At 65.2% G+C, this 19,167-nt stretch carries 19 protein-coding genes and 2 tRNA genes; 11 read left to right on the forward strand and 10 right to left on the reverse strand.

Going from position 1 to position 19,167, the window contains the following annotated elements; translation table 11 throughout:
• Window positions 1–61 precede the first annotated feature (61 nt).
• Window positions 62–2,122 (reverse strand): excinuclease ABC subunit UvrB, encoded by a 2,061-nt coding sequence (uvrB, locus tag B4920_RS15880; RefSeq protein ID WP_079435613.1) that lies wholly within the window; start codon window positions 2,120–2,122, stop codon window positions 62–64.
• Between the two features lie 132 nt (window positions 2,123–2,254).
• Between uvrB and B4920_RS15885 the strand changes: the two genes are divergently transcribed.
• The 3 genes from B4920_RS15885 (at window position 2,255) to B4920_RS15895 (ending at window position 3,765) form a co-directional block, all read left to right on the forward strand.
• Window positions 2,255–3,463, forward strand: a complete 1,209-nt coding sequence (locus tag B4920_RS15885) for an amino acid aminotransferase (RefSeq protein ID WP_079435614.1) — start codon at window positions 2,255–2,257, stop codon at window positions 3,461–3,463.
• A gap of 96 nt (window positions 3,464–3,559) precedes the next feature.
• Window positions 3,560–3,635: transfer RNA gene (locus tag B4920_RS15890), tRNA-Asn, on the forward strand.
• Between the two features lie 54 nt (window positions 3,636–3,689).
• Window positions 3,690–3,765: transfer RNA gene (locus B4920_RS15895), tRNA-Asn, on the forward strand.
• A gap of 70 nt (window positions 3,766–3,835) precedes the next feature.
• Here B4920_RS15895 and B4920_RS15900 read toward each other — a convergent pair.
• A complete protein-coding gene (locus tag B4920_RS15900) occupies window positions 3,836–4,099 on the reverse strand; it encodes a hypothetical protein (protein ID WP_079435615.1) in 264 nt (87 codons plus the stop codon).
• Window positions 4,100–4,161: 62 nt separating this feature from the next.
• Window positions 4,162–5,286, reverse strand: a complete 1,125-nt coding sequence (locus B4920_RS15905; RefSeq protein ID WP_079435616.1) for a Fic family protein — start codon at window positions 5,284–5,286, stop codon at window positions 4,162–4,164.
• Window positions 5,287–5,343: 57 nt separating this feature from the next.
• On the opposite strand from B4920_RS15905, the gene B4920_RS29510 reads away from it, so the two are divergent.
• Entirely contained in the window at window positions 5,344–5,505 is a 162-nt protein-coding gene (locus B4920_RS29510; RefSeq protein WP_161493312.1) for a DNA-binding protein, read from the forward strand.
• A gap of 178 nt (window positions 5,506–5,683) precedes the next feature.
• On the opposite strand, the gene B4920_RS15910 is transcribed toward B4920_RS29510, so the two are convergent.
• The 4 genes from B4920_RS15910 to B4920_RS15920 are packed head-to-tail and all read right to left on the reverse strand — an operon-like array spanning window position 5,684 to window position 7,814.
• Complete coding sequence (locus tag B4920_RS15910) at window positions 5,684–6,610, reverse strand: AarF/UbiB family protein (RefSeq protein WP_079435617.1); 927 nt, start codon at window positions 6,608–6,610, stop codon at window positions 5,684–5,686.
• Window positions 6,610–6,807, reverse strand: coding sequence for a DUF3429 domain-containing protein (locus tag B4920_RS30480; protein WP_254050959.1), 198 nt, complete (start codon window positions 6,805–6,807; stop codon window positions 6,610–6,612). The genes B4920_RS15910 and B4920_RS30480 overlap by 1 nt, the downstream gene beginning before the upstream one ends.
• A complete protein-coding gene (locus B4920_RS30485; RefSeq protein WP_254050960.1) occupies window positions 6,807–7,067 on the reverse strand; it encodes a DUF3429 domain-containing protein in 261 nt (86 codons plus the stop codon). The genes B4920_RS30480 and B4920_RS30485 overlap by 1 nt, the downstream gene beginning before the upstream one ends.
• 6 nt (window positions 7,068–7,073) lie before the next feature.
• Complete coding sequence (locus tag B4920_RS15920; RefSeq protein ID WP_216819885.1) at window positions 7,074–7,814, reverse strand: SDR family NAD(P)-dependent oxidoreductase; 741 nt, start codon at window positions 7,812–7,814, stop codon at window positions 7,074–7,076.
• A gap of 97 nt (window positions 7,815–7,911) precedes the next feature.
• Between B4920_RS15920 and B4920_RS15925 the strand changes: the two genes are divergently transcribed.
• Genes B4920_RS15925 through B4920_RS15945 form a run of 5 tightly spaced genes read left to right on the forward strand, consistent with a single transcriptional unit; the run spans window position 7,912 to window position 13,374 of the window.
• A complete protein-coding gene (locus B4920_RS15925; protein WP_079435619.1) occupies window positions 7,912–8,904 on the forward strand; it encodes an NAD(P)/FAD-dependent oxidoreductase in 993 nt (330 codons plus the stop codon).
• A 17-nt stretch (window positions 8,905–8,921) separates the two neighbouring features.
• On the forward strand, window positions 8,922–10,448 hold the full coding sequence (locus B4920_RS15930; RefSeq protein WP_079435620.1) for a cryptochrome/deoxyribodipyrimidine photo-lyase family protein: 1,527 nt from the start codon (window positions 8,922–8,924) through the stop codon (window positions 10,446–10,448).
• Window positions 10,449–10,595, forward strand: coding sequence for a DUF2256 domain-containing protein (locus B4920_RS29755; protein ID WP_079435685.1), 147 nt, complete (start codon window positions 10,449–10,451; stop codon window positions 10,593–10,595). It abuts the gene before it with no gap.
• Window positions 10,592–11,851: a DASH family cryptochrome gene (locus B4920_RS15940; protein ID WP_216819887.1), complete on the forward strand. Its 1,260-nt coding sequence runs from the start codon at window positions 10,592–10,594 to the stop codon at window positions 11,849–11,851. Before B4920_RS29755 ends, B4920_RS15940 begins: the two co-directional genes overlap by 4 nt.
• The gene (locus B4920_RS15945) at window positions 11,848–13,374 is read left to right on the forward strand and encodes a cryptochrome/photolyase family protein (RefSeq protein ID WP_079435622.1); all 1,527 of its coding nucleotides are present in this window, start codon (window positions 11,848–11,850) and stop codon (window positions 13,372–13,374) included. Before B4920_RS15940 ends, B4920_RS15945 begins: the two co-directional genes overlap by 4 nt.
• A 360-nt stretch (window positions 13,375–13,734) precedes the next feature.
• Here the strand turns inward: B4920_RS15945 and B4920_RS29515 are convergent, their stop codons facing one another.
• The 3 genes from B4920_RS29515 to B4920_RS15965 form a co-directional block, all read right to left on the reverse strand.
• Window positions 13,735–13,893, reverse strand: coding sequence for a hypothetical protein (locus B4920_RS29515; RefSeq protein WP_161493313.1), 159 nt, complete (start codon window positions 13,891–13,893; stop codon window positions 13,735–13,737).
• Window positions 13,894–13,963: 70 nt separating this feature from the next.
• Window positions 13,964–16,090 (reverse strand): methyl-accepting chemotaxis protein, encoded by a 2,127-nt coding sequence (locus tag B4920_RS15960; RefSeq protein WP_079435623.1) that lies wholly within the window; start codon window positions 16,088–16,090, stop codon window positions 13,964–13,966.
• Between the two features lie 186 nt (window positions 16,091–16,276).
• Window positions 16,277–17,176, reverse strand: a complete 900-nt coding sequence (locus B4920_RS15965; protein WP_139379524.1) for a hypothetical protein — start codon at window positions 17,174–17,176, stop codon at window positions 16,277–16,279.
• Window positions 17,177–17,385: 209 nt separating this feature from the next.
• Between B4920_RS15965 and cysC the strand changes: the two genes are divergently transcribed.
• Together cysC and B4920_RS15975 are read left to right on the forward strand one after the other, a co-directional pair.
• The gene (gene cysC, locus B4920_RS15970; RefSeq protein WP_079435625.1) at window positions 17,386–17,910 is read left to right on the forward strand and encodes an adenylyl-sulfate kinase; all 525 of its coding nucleotides are present in this window, start codon (window positions 17,386–17,388) and stop codon (window positions 17,908–17,910) included.
• A 12-nt stretch (window positions 17,911–17,922) separates the two neighbouring features.
• Complete coding sequence (locus B4920_RS15975) at window positions 17,923–19,143, forward strand: TIGR03032 family protein (protein WP_079435626.1); 1,221 nt, start codon at window positions 17,923–17,925, stop codon at window positions 19,141–19,143.
• The last annotated feature ends 24 nt before the right edge of the window (window positions 19,144–19,167 follow it).

Below are 19,167 nucleotides of genomic sequence, written 5' to 3' on the forward strand. Positions count from 1 at the left end.
GGGCAGAACGTACAAGAGTGAGAACCACGTCGATCAGACTCTCTCAGCCAGTGGCGTTAGGTTAAGCGGACGAATCATGCCCTTCGGCACCAAATGCCTGCTGCCGCAAACGGAACAGACGATCCCGTGTGGCAGCAGCTTTTTCGAATTCCAGGTTGCGGGCGTGCTCCTGCATTTCCTTCTCCAACTGCCGAATCGTCTTGGCCAGCACCTTCTCGTCGAGCAACTTGTAGTCGGCACGGGGCTCAGTAGCGGCAGAAGCCTTTTCTCCGGCCTCTGAATCATAGACACCGTCAATGATGTCCTTTATGCGCTTTGTCACGGACTTCGGCGTAATGCCGTTAGCCTCATTGAAGGCCAACTGCCTCGCACGCCGCCTTTCGGTCTCGCCGATGGCCGCCTTCATCGAGTCGGTGATCCGGTCGGCATAGAGGATTGCCGTGCCGTGAAGGTGGCGCGCAGCCCGGCCGATGGTCTGGATCAGCGAGCGCTCGGAACGCAGGAAGCCTTCCTTGTCCGCATCAAGGATCGCCACCAGCGACACCTCGGGAATGTCCAAGCCCTCCCGCAGCAGGTTGATCCCCACCAGCACATCGAACTCGCCAAGGCGCAGGTCGCGGATGATCTCGACCCGCTCGACGGTGTCGATGTCCGAGTGCAGATAGCGCACCCGGATGCCGTTCTCGGCCAGGTACTCGGTCAAGTCCTCGGCCAGGCGCTTGGTCAGCACGGTCACCAGCACTCGCTCCTGCACAGCAAGGCGCAGCTTGATCTCGCCGAGCAGGTCATCCACCTGGGTGGTGGCCGGCTTGACGATGATGATCGGGTCCACCAGTCCGGTCGGGCGCACCACCTGCTCCACCACCTGCCCTTGATGTTCCTTCTCGTAAGCCGCCGGCGTCGCCGACACGAACACGGTTTGCGGCAGCAGGCGCTCGAACTCCTCGAACTTCAGCGGCCGGTTGTCGAGTGCAGACGGCAAGCGGAAGCCGTACTCCACGAGGTTTTCCTTGCGTGAGCGGTCACCCTTGTACATTGCCCCGACCTGGCCGATCGACACGTGGGACTCGTCGATGAACATCAGACCGTCCTTCGGCAGGTAATCGATCAGCGTCGGCGGCGCATCGCCGGCCTTGCGCCCGGACATATGGCGGGAGTAGTTCTCAATGCCCTTGCAGAAACCCAGTTCGTTGAGCATTTCCAGGTCGAAGCGCGTGCGCTGCTCGATGCGCTGGGCCTCGACCAATTTGCCGCTCTTGTAGAACACTTCCATGCGCTCCCGCAGCTCCTCCTTGATCGCCTCGACCGCCTTCAGCACCGTGGCCCGCGGCGTCACGTAATGGCTGGACGGATAGACGGTGAAGCGGCTGAGCTTCTGCTTGAGGTGACCGGTGAGCGGATCGAACAGGGTCAGGTGCTCGATCTCGTCGTCGAACATCTCGACCCGCAGCGCGTGCTCGGCGTTTTCCGCCGGGTAGATGTCGATCACGTCGCCGCGCACACGGAAGGTGCCACGCTTGAAATCCACGTCCGCGCGGCTGTACTGCATGGCCACCAGGCGCTGGACGAGATCCCGATGGACGATCCGCTCCCCTTCCCGCAGGTGCAGCACCATGCTGTGGTAGTCGCTGGGGTCGCCGATACCGTAGATGCACGACACCGACGCCACGATCACCACGTCGCGGCGCTCCATCAGGCTCTTGGTGGCCGACAGGCGCATCTGCTCGATGTGCTCGTTGATCGCCGAGTCCTTCTCGATGAACAGGTCGCGGGACGGCACGTAGGCTTCGGGCTGGTAGTAATCGTAATAGCTGACGAAGTACTCCACCGCGTTCTCTGGGAAGAACTCGCGAAACTCCGAGTACAGCTGCGCCGCCAGCGTCTTGTTATGGGCCAGCACCAGCGCCGGCCTACCGCAGCGGGCGATGACGTTGGCCATCGTGTAGGTCTTGCCTGAGCCCGTCACCCCCAGCAAAGTCTGGAACATCAGGCCGTCCTCGATGCCCTCGACGAGCTGGCGGATCGCCTCCGGCTGGTCGCCGCCAGGCGGAAAAGGTTGATGCAGTCGGAACGGGCTGCCTTCGAAAACCACCACACGCCCGCTATCGGATTGATCGGCCATGATAAAATTACAAGTTCAAGTCAGGCTTCGAACTACCAATCAGCTCAAGCCCGGCTTCGTTGGACAAGCCCGCATTATCGCCCAGCGGCCGGCACAACGTGCCCCGCTCCCTTCGCCCCTTTTGGAGACCCCATGAGCTCTTCGATCTTTGCTGCGGTGGAAATGGCCCCCCGCGATCCGATTCTTGGCCTGAACGAAGCCTTCAACGCGGATACCCGCAGCACCAAGGTCAACCTCGGCGTTGGCGTCTATTTCGACGACAACGGCAAGATTCCCCTCCTGGCCGCCGTCAAGACCGCCGAAAAGGCCCGCCTCGAAGCGGCCCCTCCGCGCGGCTACCAGCCCATCGAAGGCCCCGTCGCCTACGCCAACGCCGTGCAGAACCTGCTGTTCGGCGCCGACAGCGCCCTCATCCGTGACGGCCGCGTCGTCACCGCCCAGGCCCTCGGCGGCACCGGCGCCCTGCGCATCGGCGCCGACCTGATCCAGCGCGTCGTCTCGGGCGCCACCGTTTACATCTCCGATCCGTCCTGGGAAAACCACCGCGCCCTGTTCGAGGCAGCCGGCTTCCCGGTCGAAACCTACCCGTACTACAACCCGGAAACCCGCGGCGCCAACGCCGAGGCGATGATCGCCAAGCTCAACACGCTGCCGGCCGGCTCCGTGATCGTGCTGCATGCCTGCTGCCACAACCCCACCGGCGCCGACCTCACCGAAGCCCAGTGGGCCGAAGTGGTCAAGGCCTGTGCGGCCCGCGGCCTCATCCCCTTCCTCGACATGGCCTACCAGGGCTTCGCCGACGGCATCGAGCCGGACGCCGTCGCGGTGAATCTGTTCGCCGCCTCCGGCCTGTCCTTCTTCGTGTCCAGCTCCTTCTCCAAGAGCTTCTCGCTGTACGGCGAACGCGTCGGCGCCCTGTCCATCGTCACCCAGAACAAGGACGAGTCCGCCCGCGTGCTATCCCAGCTCAAGCGCGTGATCCGCACCAACTACTCCAACCCGCCGATCCACGGCGGCGCGGTCGTGGCTGCCGTGCTGTCCACCCCCGAGCTGCGCGCCCAGTGGGAAGCCGAACTGGCCGGCATGCGTGACCGCATCCGCGCCATGCGCACCGGCCTCGTCGACAAGCTGGCTGCCCGCAACATCGACCAAGACTTCTCCTTCGTCATCAAGCAGCGCGGTATGTTCTCCTACACGGGTCTCACCACCGCACAGGTCGAACGCATGAAGACCGAGTTCGGCATCTACGCCGTCGGCACCGGCCGCATCTGCCTGGCCGCCCTGAACAGCAAGAACCTCGATTACGTCGCCGACGCCATCGCCGCCGTCATCAAGGCCTAAGCTTCCGCTGCACCGCCCCCGGCCAAGCCGGGGGCAAAAATCTGCGCAAATCGGCTTGACGTTTCGAAAACGTCTACCTATACTGCGCGCCTCTGTTCCTCGATAGCTCAGTCGGTAGAGCGCCGGACTGTTAATCCGTAGGTCCCTGGTTCGAGCCCAGGTCGAGGAGCCAGAAAAAATTCAGGTCATTTGCAGCTTTCTGGATGCAGATAACCAACCCGTCAGATCCTCGATAGCTCAGTCGGTAGAGCGCCGGACTGTTAATCCGTAGGTCCCTGGTTCGAGCCCAGGTCGAGGAGCCATCTTATCGAGCACTGTGAATCACCAACAGTGCTTGCAAGTCTTTCAGGCCAGTATTCGATCGTGACGCTGTCACCCTCGATGCTGGCCTGCTTGACTATCAGGGCCAGGAATTGGCGGATCCTCGCAGTGCTGCACCAGCTCCTTGAACATGGCCGCGGCACGCCACATTTCCTCGTCCGACACCTCAGCTATCGGCCCCCGCTCCGCAATAACACGCTCCGACGCTGCCGTCAGCGACTTCTGCCGCACCCGGATGCGCGATCCCACGTCTGCCAGCTCGAGTCCGGCCCCGGCCTCAATGGACTCATACAGGCCCGCCAGGCGGCGCTCCAAGTCCGATTTCTTGAATCACTCCCTCGCCGTTTTAGCCGCTATTCCAAAGACAAGCGGCCGAATTACGCGTCTCGGCCGTTCAGTTCATACCCCGTGCTCCGCCCTCCGCCGGCCATCTTCCGTAGCACCCCACGGGCTAGCAGGTCATTGATGTCCCGCAGCGCCGTATCCGCCGAACACTTGCTGATTGCCGCCCACTTGCTGCTGGTGAGCTTTCCGTCAAAGCCGTCCAGCAGCCGGTTCAGCACCTTGACCTGCCGTTCGTTGAGCGACGTGGCGGCCCAGCGCTGCCAAAACCGAGCCTTGGTCAGCACTGCATCGAGGGTTTGATGGGCTTGATCCAGTGCGCGGTGCAGGCTTTCGAGGAACCAGACGAGCCAACCCGTGACGTCCATGGCGCCTTTCTGGGTTCGCTCGAGAATCTCGTAGTAGGCCTTCCGGTCACGCTGGATCTGCGCCGAGAGGCTGTAGAAGCGTTGCGGGCTGCAGTCTGCTCGGGCAAGTAGCAGATCGCCTATGGCCCTGGCGATACGGCCATTGCCATCGTCGAACGGGTGCAAGGTGACGAACCAGAGGTGCCCCAGACCCGCTTTGAGAAGTAGCGGAAAGTCAGAGTCGGCGTTCAGCCAGTCGAGAAAGCGCGCCATCTCAAAAGGCAGACGATCCGCGGGGGGCGCTTCAAAGTGAACCTTTTGCCGCCCCATCGGCCCGGAAATCACCTGCATCGGGCCAGTCGTATCATCCCGCCAAGCCGCAACCTTGATGCGCATCATCCCCGAATACCCGGTTGGAAACAGCGCCGCATGCCACCCGAACAGGCGCACCTCGGTCATGGGCTGCCGGCAGTTCGCAGTTGCATCCAGCACCATCTCGACCACGCCGTCGACGTTGCGGTCGATCGGCGCCAAAGCGCCGATATCGACACCCAGACGACGCGCAATGCTCGAACGGACGGAGGCTACATTGAGGTGCTCGCCTTCGATCTCGCTGGTCTTGACGACATCATCGGTGAGCGCCAGCAGACTTGCCTGATCCCGCGTCGCGGCACCGACATCGGCCAGCCGCCCGAGGAGCAGGCCCTGAGCCCGGCTGACTTCGGCAAGCGGACGGGCCAACGCGGCGAGATCGTAACGCCAATGGGGCCAATCGGGAGCCTGCCAGAGATAAAGATAATCACCGCATTCCATGCAGCGATTATCTGCAGTTTTCACCGCACCGGCAAGCCAATTACCGCGCGAACTGCGGTGATTGACGTCCTGCAGGTTGCAGGACTTACGCGTGAAGGCCTCTACAAGGCGCTTTCACCCGCCGGGAACCCGGAGTTCTCGACGATTCTGAAGGTCATCAAGGCACTGAAGATCAAGCTCCACGCATCGGCCTGTGGCGAGCCGTTAGCGACTGCGTGAGCAAGGCGTGCAGTAACAAGCTGTTCCCAGTGCAGATTGAGGAGTTGAAGGCCCCTCTGGAAGGGATGCAACAGGCCCAGGGCGACGCGTACTGAGGAGCATGACATTGCCGAGCTGGCCCGCATCAACGCCATGACCCGGCACCCGGTTGTGTGCCTCCTGGTCCACCTGGCCCCGCTTATTCCCCCGCCGCCCGACTGCCCGCGTGGGGCGCAAACAACGCCCTGACATCGACCCGCGCCTTGAGCCGGGCAGCAAGCAGGTAAAGCCCGCCGAGCTTACGGTGCAAAAACAGGGTATCGACCGGCGGGATGTGCCAGAAATCCCGGTCCAGTCCGAGCTTCACACCCGCATCGCGCATGCGCAGCGACAGATCGGAACGGCCGAAATCAAAGGGGCCGGCCTGGCGCAGGGGTTCGCAGGCCAGCGTGATCATCTCGAGCACGGCGTGGCGATGTCGCACCTCGAACGCCTCTGACAGGTAGTCGGCTTCCTCGTGGAGTTGCTGTTTGGCCGCTTCGAGCAAGCTTGATACGTCCAGGGTCTTGGGCAGCAGGCCGGAGATCCGCAACAGGCCGGCAACGTTGTCGATATCGCTGGCAATGCTCTGCCTGACTCCGGGGTACTGAACCTTGATGGCGAGTCGGCTGCCGTCGCTCGCTTCGGCAGCGTGCACCTGGCCGATCGACGCGGCCGCCATCGGGGTGAACGAGAAGCGCCTGAAATGGCGCTCCCAGCCCTCCCCCCAGTTTTGCGCCAGCACCGGCACCAGCTGGCTCATGGGCATCGGGCGGGCATCCGAGCGCAAGCGCGACAGGATTTCACTCAGCTCGGGGGGCAACAGATCTCCGCCATCCATCGACAGCAACTGGCCGACTTTCATCGCCGCACCCCGCATCTGGGCCAGTTGCTCGGCCACGCGGCGGGCGTTGGCCGGCGTGAGCAGCAGCTCGCCCACTCGGGGCCGTCGCCCGCCGGCCAGTTGCCGCGCCCCTTCGGCCAGCATGCCGCCCGCTACCCCGGACGCCAGGCTCCCCAAGCGGGCAAGCCGCGACAGGCGCCCTGTGGGCACGGCGAAGGCACTGCGTTCGGGCTTGGTCGCCATCAAGCCGGCACGAGAAAGGCGCCGGTCAGGAGGCTGACACAGGCAACCACGGTGAGGCGCAGGCGCAGCGGCAGATACCAGCCCGGCAAGCGTGCCCGGTCGGCAAGGCGTCGATCCTGCCAGTAATGCACCAAGAAACCGGTCACCAGCAGCAGGCCGGCATCGAGGGGCACCAGCAGCGTCGCCGGCCAAGCCATCAGCGCCGGCACCGTGCCCAGATAAAGCAGGCCCGGCGACACCCGGCATCGAGGCAGGGCAGGCTCATCGCAAACCCCCAGTGCAATGCGCCGACAAAACTCAGGATCACCGCGCCGTAGGCCATCAGTGCGTCGCTCCACAGCTCAGCGTGATGGGGATCGACAAAAATGGACAGCGCCGTGCCCACAAAGGGCAACAGCCCGCCGTAGCCCAGCCAGGCCACACTGCCCGGCAGCGTGTCAGTGCTCGCGTTGTACATGGCGGCTCACTTGACGAGGGGGCGGATCTGCGAAAAGCCGGCGTCTATCGACCACACCTGGCCGGTCACCCGCGCGGCCTGTTCGGACAGCAACCAGGCCATCAGGCGGGCGACTTCCTGCGGCGAGCCGATGCCCGGCAGCGGGTATTGCCTGGCCGCCGCCTCGCGGGCCGTGGCACTGCCGATGATGCCAACCGAGGCCGGCGTTTCCATGATGCCGGGCGCCACCCCGTTTACGCGGATGCCGGCCCCGGCATGGCTGGCCGCCGCAGCGCGCACCAGGCCTTCCACCCCCGCCTTGGCAGCGGCCACGGCCTCGTGGTTGGGCGTGCCGACCTGCGCGGCAGCCGACGAAACCAGTACCGCTGCACCAGGGCGACGCGCGCTGCGCAAGGCACCGACAAACCCGCCCAGCGTGTGAAACGCACTGATCAGGTTGGCCCGCAGGCAATCGTCGAAATCCGCCTCGGCCATGCGGTGCACGCTACCCAGCCGGATGTTGCCAACGCAGTGGGCCAGGGCTTCCGGCACCATCTGGTGTGCCGCCGCTACTTCAAACACCTTTTGAACGCCCGCGACGCTGGTGCAATCGGCCTCGATGTGCAGATGCACGGTGCCGAAAGCCTCGGCCAGCCGCCCGGCATCGCGACTCACCACGATCAGCCGCCAGCCCTCCGCCGCCAGTTCGGCAGCCAGGGCCCGGCCCAGTCCGCCGGCTGCGCCGGTAATCAATGCGATTTTTTCCACGACCACTCCCGGATTTCCGAGCGCCTTCAAAGAACCTTCTTTGAGCGCCTCCTCTTGCCTAGTATCATGAGACACCACCCAATTTGTCTAGGACAAAATGAATAAAAGCAAAAGGATTGCCGTCATCGGCGCTGGAATATCAGGTTTGTCCTGCTCAAAAAATCTCCACGACAGCACTTTTGATGTTTTTGTCTACGACAAAAGCAGAGGTCCGGCCGGACGCATGAGCACCCGCCGCGGCGACGGCTGGCAGTGCGACCACGGCGCCCAGTACTTCACCGCCCGCGATCCGGGTTTTCGCGCCGAAGTGGCGCGCTGGCAGGCTGCCGGCGTAGCCGGCGTGTGGCCGATGCGACTGGCGGTTTTCAACGAGGGCGACGGCCAGCGCAGCGATACGCGACTCGAACGCTTCGTCGGCGTGCCGCGCATGACCGCACCTGCCCGCTTTTTGGCCGACACCCTGCAGCTGACGGCGCAAACCACCATCACCCGACTCGAGCGCGTGCCAGCGGGCTGGCGGATGACATCCGCCGAGCACGGCCAACTGCCAGGCCACTTCGACGCGGTGCTGCTGGCCGTGCCGGCCCCCCAGGCGGTGCCACTGCTGGAAGCGGTGGCGCCGGATCTGGCAGCCATCGCCGCCGGCGCCGTGATGCGCGGAAGCTGGGCGCTGATGCTGCGCTACGACGCCCCCGTGGCCCTTTCTTTCGACGCCGCCTTCGTCAATTGCGGCCCGCTGCGCTGGGTCGCCCGCGACAACAGCAAGCCCGGCCGTGGCACGCAAGAAACCTGGCTGCTGCACGCCAGCGCCGAATGGAGCGAAGCACACATCGAAGAGACGCCGGAAACAGTGGCCACGGCGCTGCTGCAGGCCTTCGGCCGACTTGGCGGCCCCGCCCCACAGGCCTGGTCGGCCCACCGCTGGCGCTACGCCGATACCGATTCGGCCCTCGACGCGGGCTGCGTCTGGGACGCCGGGCTGCGCATCGGCCTGTGCGGCGACTGGCTCAATGGCGGCAAGGTCGAAGGCGCATGGCTGAGCGGACAGGCGCTAGCCCAGCAGGTCGCGCAGTATTTCGGTGCCCCCTGACTCGCCGGGTGCGCGTCATGGACTACAGCGTCGTCTGGTTCAAGCGCGATCTGCGCCTTCATGATCACGCCGCGCTGCATGCTGCCGCAGCACGCGGGCCAGTGCTGTGCCTGTACGTGGTGGAGCCCGCCCTGTGGCAGGCGCCGGACGCCGCCCGCCAGCATTACGAATTCATCCTCGAGAGCCTGCGCGAACTGTACCGGGCGCTGCGCCAGCTGGGCGGACGGCTGCACGTGGTCACGGGCGACGTGGTCGAGGTGCTGGATCGTCTGCATACCGCGGCGCCGTTTGGCGCGCTGTTTGCCCACGAAGAAACCGGCAACAGCCTCACGTTTCAGCGCGATCTCGCGGTGGGCCGCTGGTGCCGATCCCACGGCGTGCACTGGCAGGAACTCCCCCAGTTCGGCGTGGTGCGGCGCCTCGCCAGCCGCGATGCCTGGCAAGCCCGCTGGGAAGCCCTGATGGCCCAGCCCTGCCTGCCCACGCCCCAGCACCTGCGCTTTGCGCCCCTGCCCTGGCCCGATACGCCGCCCCCGACTGCGGCGGCCCTCGGCCTCGCCGCGCACGATCCGCCCCGGCGCCAGCGCGGCGGGCGCAGCCACGGGCTGGACGTGCTGCACGATTTTCTGGGCGAGCGCAGCCAGCAATACCGCGGCGGCATCTCGTCGCCCCTGTCGGCGCCCACCGCCTGCTCGCGCCTGTCGCCCTACCTGGCCTTCGGCTGCCTCAGCCTGCGCGAAATCGTGCACGCAGCGCGCCTCAAAAGCGCCAGTCTGCCCGCCTCGGCCAGTCGTCACAAGGCCGGCATCAGCGCCTTCATCAGCCGCCTTTACTGGCACTGCCACTTCATCCAGAAGCTCGAAAGCGAGCCCGAACTCGAATTCCGCAACCTGCACCGGGGCTACGACGGCCTGCGCGAGGACGACTGGAACCCGCGCCATTTCGATGCCCTCAGGGCCGGGCGCACCGGCTGGCCGCTGGTCGATGCCTGCGTGGTCATGCTTCGCGAAACCGGCTGGATCAACTTTCGCATGCGCGCCATGCTCGTCTCGGTGGCCGCTTACCCCCTGTGGCTGCACTGGCGGCCGGTCGGGCTGTGGCTTGCGCAGCAGTTTCTCGACTACGAGCCGGGGATTCACTGGAGCCAGATGCAGATGCAATCCGGCACCACAGGCATCAACGTGCCGCGCATCTACAACCCCATCAAGCAGGCCCGCGACCACGACCCCCACGGCCACTTCGTGCGCCGCTGGCTGCCGGCCCTGCGACGCGTACCCGACAGCTGGCTATTCGAACCTTGGCGCATGCCTGCCGACTTGCAGGCCCGCCACGGCCTTCGGCCCGGCGACATCGCCGAGCCACCGCTCGATCTGGAAACCGCGACCCGCTCCGCCAAGGCTCGTCTCTTTGCACTGAAGAGCCAACCGGACATCCGTGCCGCCAAAGCCGCCATCGTGCAAAAACACGGCTCGCGCAAACGCACGACCGTCCCAAACCGCAGCAAGCGAGCCGCCATCAACAACCAAATGGATCTGGATTTCTGAATGTCGATGCGCAAAAAATCAGACCTGCCCACCAAGCCCTGCCAGGGTTGCGGCCGCCCTTTTGCCTGGCGCAAAAAATGGGCGTGGGTATGGGACGACGTGAAGTACTGCTCCGAACGCTGTCGCCGCCACAAGGCCCAAGCATGAGCACCGTCATCTACTGGTTCCGCAACGATCTGCGCCTCGCCGACAACCCGGCGCTCCGCCACGCCTGCCAAACCGCCAGCCGGCTGGTGCCGGTGTATTGCCACGCGCCGGAGCAGACCGCCGAATGGGGCTTCGCGCGCGTCGGGCGCCATCGCCGGCAATTTCTCGCCGAGGGCCTCGCCGATCTGGCCACCCAACTCGACGCGCGGGGCAGTGCGCTCGTCGAGCTGCACGGCGACCCGGTGGGCAGCCTGGCCGCGCTGGCGCATCAAACCGGCGCCCGTCAGATCGTCTGCGAAGCCATTGCCGCGCCCGAAGAAACCGCCGAAATAACCGCCCTGCGTACCACCGGCCTCGACGTGGTCTGCCACTGGCAATCCACCCTGCTCGATCCAGACAGCCTGCCCTTTACCTCCGACCGCCTGCCCGACGTGTTCACCGCTTTCCGCCAGGCCGTCGAGAAAGCCGGCATCGCGCCGCGCCCGCCGCTGCCTGAGCCGGTGCGCATTCCACCGCTGCCGGCAGGTTTATGCCCGGCGCCCGCCCCCCCCATCGCCCCGACCACGCCCGACCCGCGCTCGGCCTTTCCATTTGCTGGAGGCGCAACCGCCGCGGAAAGCCACCTCATCCAATACCTGCACCGCAAACTGCCCCACACCTACAAGGCCACCCGCAACCGCCTTGCCGGCATCGACGATTCCAGCAAGTTCTCGCCCTGGCTCGCCTCCGGCGCCCTGTCGGCCCCGCAGATCATGGCCCGGCTCAAGGCCTTCGAAGCCGAACACGGCGCCAACGAAGGCAGCTACTGGCTATGGTTCGAACTCTTGTGGCGCGACTACTTTCGCCTGCTGCACCGCAAATACGGCCGGCGCCTTTACCGCGCCAGCGGCCTGAACGGCCATCACACGCCGGCTCACGACCCCGACGCCTTTGCCCGCTGGCGCACGGGGCAAACCGGCGAAGCGCTGATCGACGCCGGCATGCGCGAGCTCGCCGCCACCGGCTACCTATCCAACCGCATGCGGCAGATCGTCGCCAGCTACCTGATCCACGACTGCGCCTGCGACTGGCGGGCCGGCGCGGCGTGGTTCGAGGCGCAACTCATCGACTACGACGTGTGCAGCAACCACGGAAACTGGCTCTACATCGCCGGCCACGGCACCGACCCCCGCGGCGGACGCCGCTTCAACCCCGACAAGCAAACCCGCGAGTACGACGCCGACGGCCGCTACCGCGCCCTGTGGAGCCGCCCATGACCACCCTGCGCCTGATCCTCGGCGACCAGCTCAACCCGCTTCACAGCTGGTTCGACGAAACCCGCCCCGACGTGATCTACGTACTGATGGAAGTCCGCCAGGAAACCGATTACGTCCTCCACCACGCCCAGAAGATCCTGGCCATCTTCGCCGCCATGCGTGACTTCGCCCGGCGCCTTGCCGAAGCGGGCCACCGTACGCACTACCTGGCCATCGACGAGCCGACCAACCGGCACAGCCTGCCCGCCAACCTCGACGCGCTGATCGATCAGCACGCCGCCACCCGCCTCGAATACCAGGCTCCGGACGAATACCGCCTTGACCGCCAGCTCGCCGACTACGCAGGGCAGCTCGCGATTCCGGCAGCGATGGTGGACAGCGAACATTTCTACACCGGCCGCGACGACGCCGCGAAGCTGTTCGAGAACCGCAAGCAGTGGCTGATGGAACACTTCTACCGCCACATGCGCACCCGCCACGACGTGCTGATGGCCGGCGGCAAGCCCATGGGCGGGCAATGGAACTTCGACCACGACAACCGCAAACCCTGGCCCGGCCTGCCCCGCGAGCCCGCCGACTGGCGCACCCGGTACGACCACTCGGCCCTGTGGCAAAGCATTGTCGCTGCCGGCGTAAAAAGCTTCGGCGAACCCGACGCCGACCGCCTCGCCTGGCCGCTGAACCGCGAAGAGGCGCTCCACCACCTCGACGAGTTCATCACCGAAGCCCTGCCCCATTTCGGCGACTTCCAGGACGCCCTCACCTACCGGGCGTGGCGGCTGTTTCATTCGCTGCTGTCCTTCGCCCTCAACACCAAAATGCTCAACCCCCGCGAGGTCGTCGCCAGGGTGGCCGCGGCCCATGCCGCAGGGCGGGTTCCGCTGGCGGCGGCCGAAGGCTTCATCCGGCAGATTCTCGGCTGGCGGGAATACGTGCGGGGCGTGTATTGGGCGCGCATGCCAGGCTACGCCGAACACAATTTCTTTGAACACCACCAGCCGCTGCCCGAGTGGTTCTGGACCGGGCAGACCCGCATGCGCTGCGTCGCCCACGCCATCGGCCAGTCGCTGGATCACGCCTACGCCCACCACATCCAGCGCCTGATGGTGATCGGCAATTTTGCGCTGCTCGCCGGGCTCGATCCGGCCGCCCTGCACCGTTGGTATCTGGGCATCTACATCGACGCCTTCGAGTGGGTCGAGCTGCCCAACACCCTGGGCATGAGCCAGTTTGCCGACGGCGGCCTGCTCGCCACCAAGCCCTATGCGTCGAGCGCCGCCTACATCGACCGCATGAGTGACTACTGCAAGGGCTGCGCTTACGACAAGAAGGCCCGGGTGGGTGACAAGGCCTGCCCCTTCAACGCACTGTACTGGGATTTTTTCGACCGCAACCGCACCAGGCTTGGCGCCAACCACCGCCTCAGCATGGTCTTCAAACAGCTCGACCGCTTTGATGAAGGCACGCTGACCGACATCCGCCAGCACGCCGAATCGATCAGGAACAGGCTAAACATGCTGTAGCCAAATCGGGCCGGGGCGCCACCGGCCTCGATGCCCGCTACTTCACCCCGTGGGTCTTCAAAGGCACCCCTGAGTTCTCGACGATCCTGAAGGCAATCAAGGCGCTGAAGATCAAGCTCCACGCATCGGCCGGCGGCGAGCCATGAGTGGCTGGGGTTCAAGCGCCACAAGATCCGATGCAACTGTCGCGACCTGTGCAGGACAAAGCACAATGTAGCAGCATACCTACACAACGGAGATGAACGTGCCGAACACAATCCTTTCGAGCCGGGAGTTCAACCACGATGTCGGGCGCGTCAAAAGGGCCGCGCTCGAAGGCGCCGTCTTCATCACGGACGCGGGCGCCCCTCCCACGTACGGCTATCCGTCGAAGCCTGCCGCACGCTGCTGGCCAAGCAACCCAGCATTGTCGATCTGCTGGCCCAGCCCGACGCCGGGGATATCGACTTCGAGCCGGTACGCGTCGGCGGCTCCCTCTTTCGTCCGGCAGATCTCGCCTGATGTATCTGCTCGATACAAACGTCGTCTCCGAGCTTCGAAAGGCAAAGTCGGGCAAAGCAGATGCAAGGGTTACTGCCTGGTCCGCCCTTTACGCCCGCCTCAACCGGGAAGACGACGCTTTGCGATCGAGCGGCGCTGGACTGGCCCCCGGGGAGCCCGACAAACGGAAGCGGGCAACGATCTCCATCAGGCCCTTGGCCTGGACCTCAAGGCTCTCGGCCGCCGCCGCCGCCTCCTCCACCAGCGCAGCATTCTGCTGGGTTACGTCGTCCATGCGGGTAACGGCATGGGTAACCTGCTCGATCCCCTGGCTTTGCTCCCGGCTCGCCTCGCTGATCCCGGCCAGTAGTTCAGCCACCTGCCCGAAGGCCATCACAACCTCGTGCATCGCGGCGCCCGCTTCGTCCACCTGGACGGCACCGCCAGCGACCTTGTCGACCGACACGGCAATGAGCGCCTTGATCTCCCGCGCTGCCACCGCACTGCGCTGAGCCAGTGCGCGGACCTCGTTCGCCACCACCGCAAACCCCCGTCCCTGTTCTCCTGCCCGGGCTGCCTCGACGGCTGCATTCAGCGCCAGGATATTGGTCTGAAACGCAATGCCGTCGATGACGCCGATGATGTCGGCGATCTTGCCCGAGCTCTCGCGGATGTCCGCCATGGTCGCCACCACGCGCTGCACGGCCGCCCCACCCTGCACCACCGCCTCGTTGGACTGGCTGGCCAGCAGGTTGGCGCGCTGGGCGTTGTCCGCATTCTGCTTGACGGTGGCGTTCAGTTCCTCCATCGAACTGGCGGTTTCCTCGAGGCTGCTGGCCTGCTCCTCCGTCCGGCGCGAGAGGTCCGCGTTGCCGGCGGCAATCTCCTTGGTCGCCGTGTTGATTGCCGCTGCAGCCCCCTGCAAACCACCGATCACCTCCCGCAGGCGTGCCACCGTGGAGTTGGCGTCATCCTGCAAACGGCCAAAGGCACCGCGGTACTCCCCTTCGATCCGCTGGGTGAGATCGCCCCGCGCCAGGGCCTCGAGAATCCGCGACACCTCGCCCAACCCCACATCGCTCACACCCATCAGGCGGTTCAGGCCCTCGATCATCCGCCGGAATTCGTACTGGAAGGCTGACGTGTCGCCGCGGGCCTGAAAATCACCGTTTGCGGCGGCGTCCACCAGCACCTGGATCTGCGCATTCACCTTGTGCAGCGAATCCCGCACCCCATCCATGGCCTCGGTGATGCGGACCTGATGGCCAGGCAGGCGCTCCATGTCCACCGACAGATCCCCCACCGCGTAGCGCTTGACGACCTCGACCACCTGCCGGCTGACTGCAATGTGGGTCTGCACCAGCCCGTTGATCGAACGGGCCATCGCGCCATAGACCCCGGGAAAGCGCCCGGCATCGATCTGATGCTCGACCATCCCCGCCTCATGCTCCCTGGCATTCTCCGCCTGTGCCTCGGCGAAGCCCCTGAACATCTCGACCATCCGCTGCATGGACAGCAGCAACTGTGCGGTCTCGTCGCGGCCTGCCACGTCGATCCGATCGGGCAGATGGCCGGCCGCCACCGCCTGGCTGATTGCCACGGCCTGGGCCAGGGGCTGGCTCACACTGCGGCTGATCCGCCAGGCGGCAAACGCTCCGATCAGAACCATCAAGGTCGTGGCCGCCGCGAGCAGCTCCAGCGTACGCGTCACCTCCGCGTCGAAAGCCTGCTGGGCTTGCCGGGTTTCTAGCAACTGAAGCTCCAGGAGCTTTGCAAAAGCCGCCCCAATGGGCTTGTCGGCACCGGCAATCGCCTTGTCCACCTCGGTCACCGGTGCACCGCGACCGCGCATGTCGACGACCTGGGCAATCACAGTCCGGTATTTCTGGCTACCCGCCGCGATCTCGTCCAGAGCCAACTCAGCCTCGGAGCGCAACGCCCCCAGGGAACGGTATTCGCCCGCAATGCGGTCGATCGTTTCCATGCTGCCGGCAAATTTCTGCGGATAATCGCCGCCCCGCAACACCGCGTTCTTGAAGTAGTGGATTCCGTTACCCAGTTCAACCTGCCCCCTGTAGGCAAGCCGCTCACGCGCCACCATCCGGCTTTCAAACTCGCCAAAGCGGGCGCGCAACTCCACCAGGTTGTACAAAGCCACGCCGGCAACGAACAGGCCGAGCGCCAGCACAAATCCGAATCCGAGTGCCAGGCGCCTGCCTATCGTCAGGTTATTCATGATGCTTCTTCCTCTGCAAACATACGTATCCGCCCCCTTCGGCCCCAAGCCGGCAACCAACAGGCGTCAGCGGCCGCCCACGGCGACATCTGCCCGGGACTTAACGGCAAACGGCGGCATTTGTTGATGCCGTTCTGCCGATACAAGAAAATCACACGCTCCGGGAACCGGGCTGCAGCAAGCCCATCACGTCAAGCCCGCCCCTAAGCCATCCAGGGCCTGGTTGGCTGCCAACATGGTCCGGCATGCCGTCGTTCGATGCTCGTCGGACGGCGATGCGCCCTGGACACGCAACTGCCGACACTGTTCCAGGGCCAGCGCGCGGCCCCGTGCAGGGTCAGCCACCACTCCAATCGCCGGCACTCTGGCCAGGCACTGCGCCAGGCGCCCCGCCAGGTCGCCATCCATGGGCGCCGCCTCCAGCACGTCTTCGCTGGGCCGGAATCCCGCCGAACAGGTCAGCGCAATCATGTAGTCGGTCGCGGACTGCAGGCACACGGCGCCCTCGGCGGTCACCGTGACCAGGGGAAAATACGGGGCCAGGGAAGGCAGCACATGATTGGGAAACACCTGCGCCCCCCAGTAACGCGACGCCACCCGGCCGAAATGCCCGAAGTCCTCAATCGGCACGAACCGCGCCTGCGCCAGGGGCAGTATCTCCACGGGCGGCTTGGTCGGCACCACGGTATCGTTGGACGCATCGATATAGAGCGTGCCCGCCAGGAAGGCGTTCTGAAAATACTCGCCGCGCAGATCCCCCCACACTTGGCGGAAACGACCTCCATGGGCCAGAAACGCGGCCAGCGCCGCATAGCCCTGCGCCGGCAGCGGCGGCAGGGAAGCCGGCTGCAGCCGCTGCAGGCTGTTCTGCACCGCAAGGGAAATCTCCAGGCACCACCCCAGCGGATAGGCCTTGCCGTTCTTGCGCTGTCCCGCTTGGCGCAGGCCTGGGTCGACCTGCGCCCTCACCAACCGGAACAGCGCCTCCAGGGCCGTCAGCGCGGGCGACAGGAAACGCTCGGTCAGCGCCTGCTCGGCCTCCTCATCGACAACGCGGGGCTCATTCGGCAACAAGGGGCGGATCAAACGGAATGCGCCATCAACGGGGCCTCCCATAGATGCCTTTCATAGATAGATTTACAAACATTTTCATCAACGTAACCTATGTCACAATCCGACGCCATGGCCCCGCAGGCGACGCCTGCCCACCATGGTAGCGTGCCACGCGACCGCCGCAGCCACGCTCCCGAAGCCCGATGCCGGCCCTCATTGAACCGTACCCAGCACCCCCCAGGATGGCTGCTTCACCTCAAATTTACTGGATCACCGGCCTGCCTGCCGCGGGGAAGACCACGCTCGCCCAGGCCCTCGCCACCGCCCTCAGGAACAAAGGGCGTCGAGCCTTCGTTCTCGACGGGGACGAATTGCGCAAGGGTCTGTGCGCCGACCTGGGGCTCTCGGACGCCGACCGCAGCGAGAACATCAGGCGGGCCAGCGAAGTCGCCCGCCTGATGTGGAGCGCAGGTCTCGACGTAGTGTGCGCCTTCGTCTCACCCTTCCAACTTGACCGGCAGCAGGCCAGAAACCGGGTTCCGCCTGGACGGTTCATCGAGATCCACCTCAGCACGCCCCTCGAAGAATGCATGCGACGTGACCCGAAAGGCTTGTACGCCCGCGCCCAAGCCGGAGAGATCCACGGACTCACCGGCTTGGATGGTCCCTACGAGCCCCCCGAAGCCCCCGAATTCCGCTTTGACACCCGCAACCTGGACACCGCGGAAATCGCTCTCCAGGTCGTGAACCATCTGGACAACATCTAGCGCATCCATCCCATGGCAGACCTACAGCTCAATGCCTGGACACCGGCAGATCACCAGCGCAGCGGTTTCGACGAAGCCGGCACATCGTCCCCGGAACTGCGCCGGGCCGCCGGTAAACCGCAACTCACCCCCTCCCCCGGGCTGGCCCGCTGGCTGGCCGAGTCGGGCGGCTCGCTGGCCTTCTCCACCTACCAGACGGGGCGCCTGTTCTTCCTCGGCAGCCAGCCGGACGGAAGCATCTATGCACAGGAACGGGTCGTCGGCACCGCCATGGGCCTGGCCATCGACAAGGACAAGCTGTGGGTCGGCAACCGGGAACAGATCTGGCGCTTCTCCAATACCGGCGCCGACGAGATCCGCGGCCAGCACTACGACGCGATCTACATGCCGCGCAAGGGCTACATGGTCGGCAACAGCAACACCCACGACGTGCTGGCCGACGTGCATTTCCAGGGCCAGCACTACGACTTTCTGTACGCCAACACCCAGTTCAGCTGCGTTGCCGCGCCGGACGAGCACTACACCTTCCGCCCGGTGTGGGTACCGGACTTCATCAGCGTGCTGGCACCGGAAGACCGCTGTCACCTCAACGGCATCTGCGCCGTCGATGGCGAACTGGCCTACGCCACGATCTGCGGGCGCTTCGATACCCGCCTCGGCTGGAAAGGCGTCAAGAGCCACGGCGGCTTCGTCATCGACATGCGTAGCAACGAAGTGGTGTGCGAAGGCCTGTCGATGCCCCATTCGCCGCGCTGGCACGACGGCAAGCTGTGGCTCATCAACTCCGGCGAAGCCCAGCTGGGCTACGTGGATTTCGACAACAAGCGTTTCGTGCCGGTCGTTCTGTGCCAGGGCTTCGCCCGCGGCATCGCTTTCGTCGGCGATCACGCGGTGGTCGCCCTGTCGCGCCTGCGGCCAGACAAGAATGGCCTCGTCGGGCAGATCAACCTGGCCCAGAAGCTGGAGGACCATGGCTTCTACCAACGCTGCGGCCTGCTGGTATTCAACCTGAACACCGGCCAGCTGGACCACTGGCTGACCATCGAAGGCCAGGTCACCGAGACCTACGACGTCGCCTTCCTGCCCGGCATCCGCAAACCCTACACTCCCGGATTCCGCGAGCCCGAACAGCACCAGTGGCGCATGCACCTGCCCGATGGCCCCTGGAAAGCCGCGCCCAAGCCGGCCCCGGACTTTCCCGGCTGGCAACCGCAGAACAAGCCCCGCACCTGACATTTTTCAACATTCGACCCCAGG

It is taken from the genome of Zoogloea sp. LCSB751, from assembly GCF_002028455.1.
Taxonomy (GTDB): Bacteria; Pseudomonadota; Gammaproteobacteria; order Burkholderiales; family Rhodocyclaceae; genus Zoogloea.